Raw genomic sequence first — 14,901 nt, 5'->3', positions numbered from 1 at the left:
ATTATAGCGTATTTTTTAGATGATGATTTAAATTTTAACTGAGCGATGCTCTGATTGACAACTGGCAGGTAAATAATGGCAAGTTTTTCTACAAATGATTTTAAAGCAGGCTTGAAAGTGATGTTGGATGGGAATCCATGTTCCATCCTTGAAAATGAATATGTGAAACCAGGTAAAGGTCAAGCTTTTAACCGTGTTAAGTTGCGTAATCTACGCACAGGCAAAGTGCTTGAGCAGACTTTTAAGTCAGGCGATTCACTTGAAGGTGCTGATGTGGTGGATGTGGAAATGAACTATCTATACAACGATGGCGAATTTTGGCATTTTATGCACCCTGAGACTTTTGAGCAATTGCAAGCAGATAAAACCGCAATGGGTGATGCTGCACAGTGGCTAAAAGAAAATTCAAATGCGTTATGCACTTTGACGCTATTTAATGGTGCGCCGCTGTCGGTCACACCACCAAACTTTGTAGAGCTTGAAATCGTTGAAACTGACCCAGGTGTTCGCGGTGATACCTCAGGTGGTGGCGGTAAGCCTGCACGCCTTGAAACAGGTGCAACCGTGCGTGTCCCATTGTTTGTTCAGCAAAATGAAGTGGTGCGTGTAGATACGCGTACTGGCGAATATCAAACACGCGTAACCGCCTGATTGATCGCCATCTGATTAAGCAGTGTTCTTTTGAGCACTGCTTTTTTATTGAAACAGTCTTGAGATTTAAGCTTGGTACGCTTATTTTGTGCAACATACTTTGTGTAATATCATAAAAATTTAATATCGCTGACAAATCATCAGATAAACCAAACAGAATGATTGATAATCTACTTATGACAAGAGATGACAAAAAACCTGCATAATGTTAAACTACTATGACACATTTTGAAATAATTTTGTCGGTTTTGACTGAGAATTATAACGAGAATAATTATGACAAAACTCTACCAAAGAACGGTAGCCAAAGCAATCACAGCAACAGGTATCGGACTACATAGCGGCAAAAAAGTGACACTCACTTTGTCGCCTGCCAAGCCTAATACAGGTATCATATTTGAACGCACCGATATTGGTGCAACAGTTCCAATGGCAGCCGAGCTTGTACAAGATACCATGATGTCATCTAATTTGGTTTTGGGAGATGCTAGAATTGGTACGGTTGAGCATTTATTATCAGCCATTGCGGCTTATGGGCTTGATAATTTAATCATTCAAGTGGATGCAGCAGAGATTCCGATTATGGATGGTTCGGCGGCACCTTTTTTGTATCTGATTGATCAAGCAGGTATCACTGAGCAAGATGAACTCAAAAAATTCATTAAAATAATTTCACCGATTGAAGTAAATGATGGTGACAAATGGGCATGCCTTGAGCCTTATGATAAGGGCTTTTTGCTAGATTTTGAGATTGATTTTAATCATGCCGCCATCGCTGCTACTGAACAAACAACACAGCTTGATTTTAATACTGCAAATTTCGCCGCAGAAGTGGGGCAGGCGCGTACTTTTGGCTTTCTAAAAGACATAGAATATCTGCAAAAAAATAATTTGGCACTGGGCGGTAGCTTGGATAATGCTGTCGTACTTGATGAGAATTCTGTGGTCAATCAAGATGGCTTACGCTATCCCAATGAATTTGTCCGCCATAAAATGCTAGATGCTGTGGGTGATTTATTTGTGATTGGACACCCTTTACTTGCGAAGTTTTCTGCTTATAAATCAGGGCATGCACTGAATAATGCACTGATCCGAGCGGTATTAGTGGATAAAAGTTGCTATGAAATTGTAACATTTTATGACAAAAAATCTTGTCCAATTAATTATGTAGCTGCTGTTTAGCTAAAGTGTCATTGAGTAAGCAAAGGTCAGAATATTTTAATTATTTGGCAAGGTTTTTGTAAGGTAATAGACACAGTTTGGTTTTTTGTATCATATTGATGTTAACCTCACCCAACACCCAATCGTAAGTTACGGATTGGGTGTATTTTTAAGTTTATAAAAAACCAAACTCCTAAAAATACTTATTAAGATGGCAGATACATTGATGATTTTATAAGGATTGGTAACCAAAATTTTATTAAATAAAACCAGCTATCTACACAAAGTTAATGGATTTAATTTACAAAAAATTACAAAAATAGTTGGCTATTTGCGATTTAAAACCTAAGTTTATACAAAATTTTTTCGGATAAACTCTTTAAATTTAATTAATAAAATTATTTTTTAGAATCGGTATTTGTCCTTGCAAGTTGCGTCAAAGCTTGATTTAAGCGTTCATTTTGTGTGACAAATTGTGCGGTCTGTGTTATCATTTGTCTTGTGTTTTCGCTTAGGATCTTTTTTAAATTATTTGGGCGAGCGTCTGATTGCACCAATTTTGGCGAAGTTGTCTTTGATGAGACAATCAGCTTGATTGATTGTAACTGGCAAAAACGCTGATCATAAGTGCGTAAAGCTTGAATACAACTTTCCATCATATATCGTGCGTGATTGGCAGCGGTTGGCGAACTCATTGCTAGAGCAATCTCCACCGATGAGACATTAACCACTTGGCAGGCCGACAGTATCTCATTGGGCAATAAACCTGCCCATGCTTGACGAATTAGCTGTGTGTGGTGTTGCAGATGATGATACCGATGCAACAAATGTTTTGGAATAGCAGCACCAGCAGCCGCTTGTTTTTCGATACGGCTGGCAAGATGATTGGGTCGACGAATTTTAGTGACCAAGTCATTGATGGGAATGGTTTTTGTATAATCAGACATAGCTTACCTAAATAATAAAAAGATCTATGGACATGGTGTCCGCAGAGTAAGTGTATCACGCCTTTTGAGGAAATGGTAATCTCACCTTAATAAGATATCATTTTTCTAGCGTACTAAGGATGTATGCTGTGTGCCACAAGCTTTAATCAAAACCAATCAAATGTATGCCGATGAAGTGATGCAATGGGGCTAATCATCCACCAACTAACCCATGGGATGAACGCTGTCTGTGATAGTAATGCCAAGCAAGCTTTTGAAGTATGAGGAATCTAAATGAAACGAGTATTTTGGCTACTGTCAGCTGTCAGTCTGACCGTTGCACAATCAAGTGCGGCACAAAGTGCGTATTCAAATAGCTCTACCCAAACCTCTTATGTGGCCAGTATCCCAGACGATATTGACAGTGTCATTAATGATTTGATAGCAAACAGCCAAAATGCTCAAGCTCATGCTTATCATCAACCTACCAGCACAGCCACTATCCAAAACTTCAGCACCAATTTTCAATCACCAGTTTCTGCGGTTGAACGCTTGACGGCAAGCAGTGCTCCAAGTGTCGCTGCTGCTGTGGCATCTCGTGCTGCACTGGGTCGGTCGGTGGGGCGGTGTGCGTTATATGTGCGTAAAGCATTACAATCTGCAGGTTATGAATTTACACCGCAGCCTTCCGCTTATCAATATGCACATGGCACACTGGCAAGTGCAGGATTTACAAAATTGAATAATAGCAATTATGTACCACAAGTTGGTGATATTGCTGTATTTAATCGTACTGCAAAAAACCCACACGGTCACATTCAGATTTATGACGGCAGCCAATGGGTATCAGATTTCCGCCAGCCAAAATTTAGCCCATATAGCCAGCATAATGGCTACAGTGTATGGCGTGATGCTCGTTATAATGATGCTTCTGCAAATACAGGTATTATGCTTGCTCTAAACGAACAATAGTCTGTTTATTTTGGATATGACAAAAGCCCAGTTAAGTTAAACTGGGCTTAGTTTTTTATTTAAAATAATGTTAAATCATTAATCAATAGCTTACAACCAACATGAACGCTCATGAAAATTAGGCGGGTTGGTATGCTTAATGGCGTAATAAACCGCAACAGATGCTTTGTGGATGATTGGGTATAAAATGGCCGTTAAATTAAATTGACATTCACCAAGCTTAAGGGCTTGGTTGTGATGACGAATATGAAATGTTAAAACATAACCATCATCAAGTACAGCGATGTGTCGTATGGATAAAGTATGCTGAGTGTCTGCCAAAGGAGGCATCTGATTGGGCGTGCGATAGCCATCAAATCGGTAGATATTATAGCATCCATTGATGGCAAGATTTGTCTCAATATAGTGGCTTGAGTACTTTTGTGCCAAAAAACATTCAAAGCATTCAGACTGCCATAAATAATCAGCACGCTGCATTAAGACATTTTTGGTTTGCTTGTCAAAAATGTCTTGGGTGTAGGCAGTTTTTTCAACAAAAAATCCTACTTCAACAGCATCAGTGATTTGGGCGATATAGGCGTATATTTTAGGCGGTACTAATCGATTATCTGGTCTATTATCTAGTCTGACAGTATCATCATAAGCGCTACTATCGGTGATGGCTGTTAGCTGATAAATAAAAAAATCATTTGGCAAAAACCGTTTGACTGTCGCCGCCATCGCCTGATGTAATGTTTTAAGACTCACCGAACCGTTTATAATCCAAATCGTGCTAAATTAGATAGCTTGGGATTGGGTTTGGCGTTGGTACGCAGAAGCAGCACCATGCGTCCGATATGGTGAATGACCTCAGACTCAGTAGCATCGGCAATGGCAGCTACATATGCTTTTCTGTCATCAGCTGTACCAGCAGGGATTTTGATTTTGATGAGTTCATGATCGGTTAATGCACGAGCGACTTCTTCGATGACGCTGGGAGTAACACCATTACCACCAATGGTGACAACTGGATTTAGATGATGGCCAATGCCTCGCAGGGCTTTAATGTCTTGTAATTTTGCGTTTTTATTCATAAGTATTCCAAAATTACCAATGATAAATGGTAGTGATGAATGAGTGAGAAATAATTACGCTATTATAGCAGAATTTCACCAAATTTGTTGTCAATAATGGTAAACTAGTCGATTGGATTATAAATGAATATGATTAATTTTTATGGCAACACGAATTAAAAATAAAAAATTGTCTAAATCTAGCCGTGCTTGGATGAAAGAGCATATTGATGACTTTTATGTGCAAAAAGCTCAAAAAGAAGGCTATCGAGCCCGAGCTGCTTATAAGCTTCTTGAAATTAACGAAAAAACAGGTCTGATTAAAAAAGGTATGACAGTTGTGGACTTAGGTTCAGCACCAGGCAGCTGGTCACAAGTGGCAGGTCAGCTTGTTGGTGATGCAGGCACACTGATTGCATCAGATATTTTGCCAATGGATACCCTTGAAAATGTCATTTTTATTCAAGGCGATTTTCGTGAAGAAGCCGTTTTTAACCAAATTATGAACGAAGTTGGTGGGCGTGCTGTGGATGTGGTATTATCGGATATGGCACCAAATACCTCTGGCATGGCTGCGGTGGATCAGCCTCGTATGATGTATTTGTGCGAACTTGCGGTGGATTTTGCGTTGAAAGTGTTGCCAGTAGGGGGCGCATTGATTATGAAGGTGTTTCAAGGCGAAGGCTCTCAAGAGCTGCGTGCTCAGATGCAAAAGCAATTTAGCAAAATTAAAAGCATTAAGCCTGCCGCCTCTCGCCCACGCTCAAAAGAGATGTTTTGGGTGGCAATTAAATAAATCAATCATAGAGTTTACTTGAAATAGATAAATTCATCAATATATTATATACAATTAATCAGCATTGGGTGGATTAATCCCCAATATCCATAAGCTAAGGATGAGAAAAGTTTGAGCGACATGGTGAAGAATACCTTATTGTGGCTGGCGATCATCGGTATCGTGGTTGTGATTTTTAGCAATCTTGATAGCGGTAAAGCTGATGCCGATATGATGAATTATTCGGCATTTGTGACCGCAGTGTCACAAGGCGAAATTAAAGATGTAAAAATCAGTGGCGAAGAGATTACTGGCACTAAAGTCAATGGTTCTGAATTTGAGACAGTACGCCCTGAAATTACTGACAATGAATTGATGCCACTACTGCGTGAGCATAATGTTGAAGTTCAAGGTACACTACCTGAACGCCAAGGCATTGGCATGCAGCTTCTGATGGCAGCATTCCCAATTCTCTTAATTGTCGGTTTGTTTTGGCTTATCATGCGAGGCATGAGCGGCGGCGGTGCTGGTGGCGGCATGGGTGGTCGTAACCCAATGAGTTTTGGTAAATCCAAAGCCAAAATGCTGTCAGAAGATCAAGTCAAGGTGACTTTTGCTGATGTGGCTGGCGTTGAAGAATCCAAGCAGGAAGTTGCCGAGATTGTTGATTTCTTAAGAGATCCAAGCAAATTTACTAAGTTGGGTGCAACCATTCCTCGTGGTGTTTTAATGGTTGGCCCTCCAGGGACGGGTAAAACTTTGCTAGCCAAGGCAATCGCAGGTGAAGCCAAAGTACCGTTTTTTAGTATCTCAGGTTCAGACTTCGTTGAGATGTTTGTTGGGGTGGGTGCAAGCCGTGTACGTGATATGTTTGAACAAGCCAAAAAAAATGCACCTTGCATCATCTTTATTGATGAGATTGATGCTGTGGGTCGTCATCGTGGTTCAGGCATGGGCGGTGGTCATGATGAGCGTGAACAAACCCTAAACCAACTGCTGGTTGAGATGGATGGCTTTGAAGGTAATGATGGCGTCATTGTCATTGCTGCTACAAACCGTGTCGATGTTTTAGATAAGGCGTTGCTACGCCCTGGTCGTTTTGACCGTCAAGTCTCAGTTGGCTTGCCTGACATCAAAGGCCGTGAGCAAATTTTGATGGTGCATTTAAAAAAATTACCTGCGACCATCGGCGTGGATATCAATGCTTTGGCACGAGGTACGCCTGGATTTAGCGGTGCTCAGCTTGCCAATTTAGTCAATGAAGCCGCCTTATTTGCTGCCCGCCGAAATAAAGACAGCGTTGATATGCATGACTTTGAGGATGCCAAAGATAAGCTGTTTATGGGACCTGAACGCAAATCGATGGTACTTCGTGAAGAAGAACGCCGTGTAACAGCGTACCATGAAGCAGGGCATGCATTGGTGGCAGAGCTGTTACCTGGTACGGACCCTGTACATAAAGTTACCATCATGCCTCGTGGTTGGGCTTTGGGTGTGACTTGGCAATTGCCTGAACAAGATGCGATCAGCAATTATAAAGATAAAATGCTTAATGAAATCTCCATTTTGTTTGGTGGGCGTATCGCCGAAGAAATCTTTGTAAACCGCAAATCAACTGGCGCATCTAATGACTTTGAGCGCGCTACCAAGCTTGCCCGTGCCATGGTAACTCGCTACGGCATGTCAGATGAGTTGGGGGTGATGGTCTATGAAGCAGAAGAGCATGGCGGTTATTTTGGCGGCAGCACCCGCACAATCTCAGAGGCAACACAGCAAAAAGTTGATGACGAAATTCGTCATATCTTGGAAGCTCAGTATGGTGTTGCTTATCAGCTCATTGATGAAAATCATGACAAAATGCATGCCATGGTTGAAGCACTTATGAAGTGGGAAACCATCGATCGTGAGCAGCTATTACAAATTATGGCAGGTGAGACACCTCGTGAACCCAAGAACTATCAGCACATCGTGCAGACACCTGTGGCAGCCGAAGAACCTGCCGATGACGATGCTTTACCGCCGCCATTGCCAGTGTGATAGCCTGATTAAAATCATGAGCAAAATCTCCAAAGTATCTGCTTTGGAGATTTTTTATACACATTTTTTATTTTGAACTTAGTTTATAAATGTTCACCAAAGTACTTGATTTTTTTTGCGTTTGGGTTTAGTCTGTATGGCAAAGAAATGCATTGAGTTTATTTATGTCAAATTTCATTAGCAATCAATATTATCGTACTAAAGCAGCATTTGGATTGACAAATACTTTATTAAATGGTTTTCAGATGCTTTATGAATCAAAGGCATATCGCTCTGATGTACCACGCAATCGATTGATGCCCTATGTACAAAAATTTTGCCAAAAAATGGCAAATTCATTTGGTGTAACTGTGATTCAAATTGAGCCAGTTCCACAAAGGCACGGGCTTTGGGTCAGTAATCATGTCTCTTGGCTTGATATTCCTGTGGTGGGCAGTGTTGCACCTGTCTTTTTCTTGTCTAAGGCTGAAATTGGTAAATGGCCAATTTTTGGACGCTTGGCAAAAGCAGGTGGCACGCTTTTTATTCAGCGAGGCTCAGGAGATGTGGGTTCGGTGAGTGATCAGATTGCAGAGTTTTTGAGTGAGGGGTCATCGGTCATTTTTTTCCCTGAGGCGACAACGACAGATGGTAAGCAGATTAAGAAAATTTATGGTAAATTATTAAAAGCTGCTATTGATACCAACTTGCCAATCTGCCCAATGGTAATTGCATATGTGGATAAAGAAGGTGGGCTGTCCGATAAAGCTGCTTATTATGGCAAACGGACTATGGTGCAAAGTTTAAAATCAGTGGCAGATGCTCGAGGGATTACAGCGTATGTATTACCCCTTGAGCCGATTTATCCTGAAGGTCGAGATCACCGTGAATTAACTGAGGTTTTGCAAGCAGTGATGCAAAAAGGCCTAACAGACTTGCATGGGCGCGTACTAGCAGCCTAAAACTAATTATAAAAAAACAACCCTGATAATGGTCATCAGGGTTGTTTTTTATTAATCTTTCAAATCAATAACTTGTTGGGTCGCTTTGACGGCTTTTGACCGATCTTCTTGACTGATCCATTGCGAAGGCGTGTTGCGAAGTTCATGGCTCATAAAATTCACCCAAATTGGTAATGCAGCCACGCCACCGTACTCACTATTTCCTAAAGTTGATGGCGTATCAAAACCCACCCAAACCACAGCCACATTAGTAGGATGAAAGCCTGCAAACCAAGCATCCTTGGCAAGGTTAGTGGTACCAGTCTTACCACCAACATCACTACGACCCAAAGCACGAGCTCTGCGACCCGTACCGCTAGTAATAACCTCTCGCATCATATTGGAGATGTCATAAGCCGTTTGGTGGGAAAGCACGCGGGGTGCTTGAGTGGCAGCGACATATTGTGGAGCGCTTCTTGGTTGTAGCCTATCGCCAGCTGGTGCGCTAGGCGTGTCTGTAGAAATCTCTGATTTATTGGCTTCAAATAATTCAAGCAATTTGGCATTAGTTGCCGAAAGATTTTCATTAAAGCAAAGTGCACAGGCTTGCTGTGGGTTGGCTTGATAGATGGTTTCATTGTCAAAATTATAGATTCTTTCGATAAAATAAGGCTGGATGCGATGACCGCCATTAATGATGGTAGCAAAACCAGTTGCCATTTGTAAAGGTGTAGCGTCAGCAGCACCCAATGCCAATGCCAATGTAGACGGCATGCGTTCTATCTCAAGTCCACCCATGGCATTCATTAGGTGGCGAGATTCATCAACACCTGCTGAACGCAGCAGGCGAATGGCTGGGGTATTGCGTGATAAAGTAAGTGCACGGCGTAGTGTCATATCGCCTGTGTAGCGTCCATCGGCATTTTTTGGTTGCCACCTACCAACACGAATGGCAGCATCAGAGATTAAGCTATCTGGCGTATATTGACCAGACTCAAGTGCTGCAGCAAAAATAAAAGGCTTAATGATCGATCCTGGTTGGCGATAGCCTTGGATAGCACGATTAAATTTGCTGTGATTAAAATGAAAACCACCAACAACGGCACGCAAAGCACCATTTTCAGGGTCTAAAGAGACCAATGCACCTTGAACTTTGGGAATAGATTCCATACGCCAAGCTGTTTTTGCTTCATTGATCGGAGAGATTCGCACAATATTACCAACCTTGACCATCTGATGAGCATTACTGTAGCCACCACCGACACGGTTAGCATCATAGTAGCGACGCGCCCAATTCATACCTGACCAACCGATGGTTACGGTTTCTCCAGATTGAAGCTTAGCTTCAAAGCTTTGGTTATGAACCTTAGTAACTTTGGCAGGATAAATATGATCAAAATTTTTACGACCTTCAAGCGACCCTGATTCTGCTTCAACACCTCGCCAACCATGACGACGGTCATAATCACGCAAACCCCCCACTAAGGCAGCATTGGCCGCAAGTTGTGAGCTACTATTGATTGTGGTTTGAACACGCCAACCTGAATCCATCACCGCCTCGCCATAGCGGTCAACCAAAGTGGAGCGTACCATCTCTGCAACATAAGGCATATTTAGATCAAGTTTTTCTTGATAGATATTTAGCCCCATTGGTTCAGCAATGGCGGCATCTTTTTCAGAAGCGGTAATAAAGCCTTCTTGGTGCATGCGTCCGATAATCCAGTTGCGTCGCTCCATAGCCCGTTCAGGATTAACGACAGGATTGTAGGCCGAAGGGGCTTTTGGTAAGCCTGCGATCATCGCCATTTGGGCAATGGTCAAGCTTTCTAGATTTTTGGAATAATAGCGGCGTGCTGCAGCTTGAATACCATAAGTGCCTTCACCTAAATAAATTTTATTAACATATAGTGTTAAAATTTCATTTTTTGTGAGTTCATTTTCAATTTTGCGGGCGATAAAAAGTTCGGTCAGCTTACGATTAATGGTACGCTCAGGGCTTAAAAAATAGTTTTTTGCCACTTGCATGGTAATGGTTGAACCACCAGTTTGAGCGTCATTATCACTGATAACTTCGGTCAATGCTCGTCCCATGCCTTTGACACTGATGCCACTGTGTTCAAAAAAAGTATCGTCTTCTGCTGCCAAAAATGCCTGAATCATACGCTCAGGAATTTCGTCAAAGGTGACAGGCAAAGAGTAGCGATTACCATATTGTCCGATCAGTTTGTTGTCGGCAGTATAAATCTGTAGCGGCATCTCAAAGCGGGAATTGTCCAAATTTTTGACATCAGGCAAAGTTGGCTCAAGATACATGACCATGCCATAAAACCCAATGGGAAATGCTAAAATTAAGATTGCAAATAATGCCAATACGCCCAAAATAACTTTTGATAAAATGGCGATGAATGACGCAGAAAAAGTGTTTTTAGACATAAATTCTTTTGCTTGCTATAGACCTAATTTCTTATTTTACTAGGTTGCAGATAGAATAGCTAGTTTTTATTAGTAATTTCGTGTGGTGATGGTTTTTTGTATGTTTAGTAACTGTGATTATTTTATGATGTTATGCTTAATGAATATAGATTCTATGGCTAAACAAAACCACCATTGATTTTATTTGAAAGTTTTAAGCAATAAAATTCATCTATCATTTGGGTAATAAAATATGATGATAAATCAATATTTTATCTAACATTTGCTTGAAAAAATATTCATCATCCCTATCTTGATAAGCGAAAACGAAATCAAGTATTTGATCAAATACTCATTACAATTGTTATGTTATAGGAAGAAAATTATGACCAATCCTACCGCTCATCATTTTGAAGCTGAAGTGTCACAGCTATTGCATTTGGTGACACATTCACTGTACTCAAATGCTGATATTTTTGTGCGAGAACTGGTGTCAAATGCCTCTGATGCTTGTGATAAGCTGAGATTTTTGGCAACCTCTGATGATGGCTTGTATGAAAATGATGGCGAGCTTGCGATTCGTATCGACATTGATAATACTGCCAAAACCATTACCTTTAGCGATAATGGCATCGGTATGAACGAAGAGGATGCCATTGAGCATTTGGGTACGATTGCAAAATCTGGCACTAAGGCATTTTTGGATAAATTGACTGATGGCGATAAAAAAGATGGTCATCTGATTGGACAGTTTGGCGTCGGTTTTTATTCAGGATTTATTGTTGCTGATAAGATTGTTGTAGAAAGCCGTAAAGCAGGCGAATCTGCTGATAAAGGCGTGCGTTGGGTGTCTGATGGTACGGGGCAATTTACCACCGAGAGCATTCATAAACCCAATCGTGGAACATCAATTACGCTATATCTTAAAGATGAGTATGCTGGTGGCGGCGAGAGTGAGACAAATTATTTAAACGACCAGCACATAAAATCACTGGTAAATAAATACTCTGACCATATCAGCCTGCCGATTCAAATGCATAAGCAAATTTGGCAAGATGAGCTGGGTGAAGATGGTGAACCGACAGGCAAAGGTGAATACATTACTACCGATGACTATGAAACAGTCAACCAAGCCAATGCGTTGTGGACAAAAAGCCCAAGCGATATTAGCGACGATGAGTATCATGAATTTTATAAAAACTTAAGCTATGATTATGCCAAGCCCCTAGCCTATACGCATAATCGTGTTGAAGGACGAGTGCAATACACGCAGCTTTTATTTATTCCAAGTAAAGCACCCATGGACTTGTACGCTCGTGAACAGCAACATGGGCTAAAATTGTATGTCAAACGAGTATTTATCATGGAAGATGCTGAGCAGTTATTACCCATGTATTTACGCTTTGTCAAAGGGGTGATTGATACTGCTGATTTGCCACTTAATGTTAGTCGTGAAATCTTGCAAGAATCACGAGATGTTAAGGCAATTCGTGAGGGTAATGCTCGCCGTGTATTGACGCTACTATCAAGTCTTGCCAACTCTGAAGATGCTGATAAGCAACAAAAATTTGCCGATTTTTATCAAGAATTTGGCGATGTACTCAAAGAAGGTTTGGGTGAAGATCAGACCAATCAAGAACGCATTGCCAAGCTATTGCGTTATGCAACCAGTACCGATGATAAGATTGCAACAGGTTTTGGTGATTATAAAGCCCGCATGAAAGATGGTCAAAAAGCCATTTATTATCTCACCGCAGATAACTTGGCGGCCGCCAAAAACAGTCCACAGCTTGAATTATTCAAGAAAAAAGGCATTGAAGTTATCTTAATGACTGCTCGTGTGGATGAGTGGGCAATGAACTTTTTACATGAATTTGATGGTACGCCATTGCAAAATATTGCCAAAGGTGCTGTTGACTTGGGTGAATTGACCGATGAAAATGAAAAGCAGGAAGCCAAGCAGGCTGAAGAAAAAATGCAGCCTGTGGTTGAAAAATTAAAAACAACATTGGGCAAGCGTACTAAAGATGTGCGTGTCTCAAGCCGTCTGGTAGATAGCCCAGCCTGTTTGGTTGTTGGTGAAGGTGAGCTTACGCCACAGATGGCACAGATGCTCAAAGCCATGGGGCAAAGTGTACCAGAGATTAAACCTGTGCTTGAGATTAACCCAAACCATCCTTTGATTGATAAACTGCAAAATAGCCATGATTTTGATGACTTGGCACAAGTCATTTTTGATCAAGCTTTATTGGCAGATGGTGGTCAGCTTGATGACCCAGCAGGCTATCTAAAGCGTGTTAATAAGCTTTTGATGGGCTAATTTTTGCCATATTAAAACCGCCAATGATAACTGTTGATTCATGGCGGTTTTTTTATCTACTGATTTTGGGTGTATATGATTAAACGGATTAAAAAATGATATTGTATTAATAGCTATCTGTTAAATTGTGAAAGTATTTAAAGCGTTAAAGCATTTTGGATGCTTGATGTAAAATTATGCTTTGAGTTATTTTGCAATATGTTACAATGGTCAAACTTTTTGAACCTAACTTTCGAGCATTCAATGGGTTTTTTGTCAAATTTCTTCTCAAATCTGGGTGCGTCTTTATGGATGCTTGTCGGTAGTGAGCGTGCTTTTAGGCTTACGAAGCCGACTTTTGCTCAAGCAGTCGCTTTTATGGTGGTCGCATTATCAGCAAATATTTTATTTGCTTGGCTTGCTGCACCCAATGACAGTTATTTTAATGAGCAAGGATTAATCAGCTATTTGGTTTGGCCAACCATCATTGTTGCTGCAGGTATCATCATTGCACAGCGGTCATTAAATTACGCCTTGTTATTTGTACCAGCAATATTATGGCTGGCGGCAGATACTTTGCTTGTTTTATTTCAAAGTGGCATACAATTTCTTGAAAATGAAAGCCTATTGCCGTTTTGGCTTCATAGCATTTTGCCCACATTGTTTTTATTATTATTTGTATGGCAGACAGCGGCATTATTACTGATTTTTGCTAAGCGTTTTAATTGGCCTTGGTATGAAACCGTCTTGATGTTGATTGCAAGCATTGTCTTATTGGTTGTTTGGCAAAAAAACACCATCAATCAGCCTATTTTCAAGATGGATGAGGTTTTGGTGGAGTTAGATGAGTTGGTATTTTATGAGCAAGCAGCACAACTGCCCAAGCAGTTGCAAGCGATGAAGGCAGGTCGCAAGGGTCGGCATGAATGGTATTTTTTGGGGGCAGCCAGCTACAGCGAGCAAGATGTCTTTGCCAGTGAGATCATTCAAGCACGCCAACTATTTGATGTCAAATTTGATACGGCAGGGCGTTCGATTGCTTTGATTAACAACCCAAGCACTTGGGGCGAGTACCCCATTGCCACACGCGCCAGCATTGAGCGAAGCCTTGAGCATATCGGCGGACTGATGAACCCTAATGAAGATGCTTTATTTTTGGTATTAAGCTCACACGGGTCGGTCGATGAACATGGTGAGCCGATTGGTGAATTGGCGGTAACAAATCCCCCGATGAATTTGCGTCAGATTGACCCATTTTGGTTAAAATCCGCTTTGGATAAATCAGGCATTCGTTGGCGTGTCATTGTTGTTTCGGCGTGCTATTCAGGCACTTTTATCAATGCGTTAAAAGATCCTTATACGATGATTATCACAGCGTCTAAGGCGGATAAAGCTTCTTTTGGCTGTACTGATGATGCGGATATGACTTATTTTGGTCGAGCATTTTTTAATGAAAGTCTGCCACGCTCAGATGGGGTAATGGCAGCTTTTTATGATGCCCTGCCCAAGATTAAAGAGCGTGAGATTTTGATGGGTTTTGAACCTTCAGAGCCTCAGTTGGTTATTGGTGAAGCCATGCAGCTTGCCCTACCTGAGCTGCAAAAGGCGTTATTTCATCATCAGGACAATCCAAATATCAGCATTCCTTATGGATTGATTGATAAAGTGACGGATACCAAGTCTGTCTTGAATTAAT

General features: G+C 41.1%; 12 protein-coding genes. 8 read left to right on the top strand and 4 right to left on the bottom strand.

Annotated features, from left to right (window positions below; translation table 11 throughout):
* Positions 1-75: 75 nt before the first annotated feature.
* Together efp and lpxC are read left to right on the top strand one after the other, a co-directional pair.
* Positions 76-651: an elongation factor P gene (efp, locus tag HMPREF2573_RS05500; RefSeq protein ID WP_003659052.1), complete on the top strand. Its 576-nt coding sequence runs from the start codon at positions 76-78 to the stop codon at positions 649-651.
* A gap of 276 nt (positions 652-927) precedes the next feature.
* Entirely contained in the window at positions 928-1,833 is a 906-nt protein-coding gene (lpxC, locus tag HMPREF2573_RS05495) for a UDP-3-O-acyl-N-acetylglucosamine deacetylase (RefSeq protein WP_003669290.1), read from the top strand.
* 377 nt (positions 1,834-2,210) lie between these two features.
* Here the strand turns inward: lpxC and HMPREF2573_RS05490 are convergent, their stop codons facing one another.
* Entirely contained in the window at positions 2,211-2,759 is a 549-nt protein-coding gene (locus tag HMPREF2573_RS05490) for a hypothetical protein (RefSeq protein WP_003659055.1), read from the bottom strand.
* Positions 2,760-3,032: 273 nt separating this feature from the next.
* Here HMPREF2573_RS05490 and HMPREF2573_RS05485 point away from each other — a divergent pair, with 273 nt between their 5' ends.
* Positions 3,033-3,710: a CHAP domain-containing protein gene (locus tag HMPREF2573_RS05485; protein WP_003660818.1), complete on the top strand. Its 678-nt coding sequence runs from the start codon at positions 3,033-3,035 to the stop codon at positions 3,708-3,710.
* Positions 3,711-3,800: 90 nt separating this feature from the next.
* Here the strand turns inward: HMPREF2573_RS05485 and HMPREF2573_RS05480 are convergent, their stop codons facing one another.
* Both HMPREF2573_RS05480 and HMPREF2573_RS05475 read right to left on the bottom strand, forming a co-directional pair.
* Positions 3,801-4,457 carry a DOMON domain-containing protein gene (locus HMPREF2573_RS05480; protein ID WP_003659059.1) on the bottom strand — a complete coding sequence of 219 codons (657 nt, stop codon included), beginning with the start codon at positions 4,455-4,457 and terminating at the stop codon, positions 3,801-3,803.
* 8 nt (positions 4,458-4,465) lie between these two features.
* The gene (locus HMPREF2573_RS05475) at positions 4,466-4,783 is read right to left on the bottom strand and encodes a YhbY family RNA-binding protein (protein ID WP_003659060.1); all 318 of its coding nucleotides are present in this window, start codon (positions 4,781-4,783) and stop codon (positions 4,466-4,468) included.
* Positions 4,784-4,925: 142 nt separating this feature from the next.
* Here HMPREF2573_RS05475 and HMPREF2573_RS05470 point away from each other — a divergent pair, with 142 nt between their 5' ends.
* From HMPREF2573_RS05470 to HMPREF2573_RS05460, 3 genes are all read left to right on the top strand, one after another.
* Positions 4,926-5,558: an RlmE family RNA methyltransferase gene (locus tag HMPREF2573_RS05470; protein WP_003659062.1), complete on the top strand. Its 633-nt coding sequence runs from the start codon at positions 4,926-4,928 to the stop codon at positions 5,556-5,558.
* 120 nt (positions 5,559-5,678) lie between these two features.
* Positions 5,679-7,574 (top strand): ATP-dependent zinc metalloprotease FtsH, encoded by a 1,896-nt coding sequence (gene ftsH / locus HMPREF2573_RS05465; protein ID WP_070472827.1) that lies wholly within the window; start codon positions 5,679-5,681, stop codon positions 7,572-7,574.
* 164 nt (positions 7,575-7,738) lie between these two features.
* Complete coding sequence (locus HMPREF2573_RS05460) at positions 7,739-8,515, top strand: lysophospholipid acyltransferase family protein (RefSeq protein ID WP_003659065.1); 777 nt, start codon at positions 7,739-7,741, stop codon at positions 8,513-8,515.
* A gap of 51 nt (positions 8,516-8,566) precedes the next feature.
* On the opposite strand, the gene HMPREF2573_RS05455 is transcribed toward HMPREF2573_RS05460, so the two are convergent.
* Positions 8,567-10,927 (bottom strand): penicillin-binding protein 1A, encoded by a 2,361-nt coding sequence (locus HMPREF2573_RS05455; RefSeq protein WP_003659066.1) that lies wholly within the window; start codon positions 10,925-10,927, stop codon positions 8,567-8,569.
* Positions 10,928-11,291: 364 nt separating this feature from the next.
* Between HMPREF2573_RS05455 and htpG the strand changes: the two genes are divergently transcribed.
* The gene (htpG, locus tag HMPREF2573_RS05450; protein ID WP_070472822.1) at positions 11,292-13,226 is read left to right on the top strand and encodes a molecular chaperone HtpG; all 1,935 of its coding nucleotides are present in this window, start codon (positions 11,292-11,294) and stop codon (positions 13,224-13,226) included.
* A 159-nt stretch (positions 13,227-13,385) separates the two neighbouring features.
* On the top strand, positions 13,386-14,900 hold the full coding sequence (locus HMPREF2573_RS05445) for a C13 family peptidase (RefSeq protein WP_070472820.1): 1,515 nt from the start codon (positions 13,386-13,388) through the stop codon (positions 14,898-14,900).
* The last annotated feature ends 1 nt before the right edge of the window (position 14,901 follow it).

The organism is Moraxella sp. HMSC061H09 (assembly GCF_001809255.1).
GTDB lineage: Bacteria > Pseudomonadota > Gammaproteobacteria > Pseudomonadales > Moraxellaceae > Moraxella > Moraxella catarrhalis.
The sequence above is the reverse complement of the archived record's forward strand: the minus strand, read 5'-3'. Positions and strand labels throughout refer to the sequence as shown.

What these genes read in the sequence shown, in the direction of transcription:
- efp (WP_003659052.1), top strand. Translation starts at nt 76, where the DNA reads ATGGCAAGTTTTTCTACAAATGATTTTAAAGCAGGCTTGAAAGTGATG.
- lpxC (WP_003669290.1), top strand. Translation starts at nt 928, where the DNA reads ATGACAAAACTCTACCAAAGAACGGTAGCCAAAGCAATCACAGCAACA.
- HMPREF2573_RS05490 (WP_003659055.1), bottom strand. Translation starts at nt 2,759, where the DNA reads ATGTCTGATTATACAAAAACCATTCCCATCAATGACTTGGTCACTAAA.
- HMPREF2573_RS05485 (WP_003660818.1), top strand. Translation starts at nt 3,033, where the DNA reads ATGAAACGAGTATTTTGGCTACTGTCAGCTGTCAGTCTGACCGTTGCA.
- HMPREF2573_RS05475 (WP_003659060.1), bottom strand. Translation starts at nt 4,783, where the DNA reads ATGAATAAAAACGCAAAATTACAAGACATTAAAGCCCTGCGAGGCATT.
- HMPREF2573_RS05470 (WP_003659062.1), top strand. Translation starts at nt 4,926, where the DNA reads ATGGCAACACGAATTAAAAATAAAAAATTGTCTAAATCTAGCCGTGCT.
- ftsH (WP_070472827.1), top strand. Translation starts at nt 5,679, where the DNA reads ATGGTGAAGAATACCTTATTGTGGCTGGCGATCATCGGTATCGTGGTT.
- HMPREF2573_RS05460 (WP_003659065.1), top strand. Translation starts at nt 7,739, where the DNA reads ATGTCAAATTTCATTAGCAATCAATATTATCGTACTAAAGCAGCATTT.
- HMPREF2573_RS05455 (WP_003659066.1), bottom strand. Translation starts at nt 10,927, where the DNA reads ATGTCTAAAAACACTTTTTCTGCGTCATTCATCGCCATTTTATCAAAA.
- htpG (WP_070472822.1), top strand. Translation starts at nt 11,292, where the DNA reads ATGACCAATCCTACCGCTCATCATTTTGAAGCTGAAGTGTCACAGCTA.
- HMPREF2573_RS05445 (WP_070472820.1), top strand. Translation starts at nt 13,386, where the DNA reads ATGCTTGATGTAAAATTATGCTTTGAGTTATTTTGCAATATGTTACAA.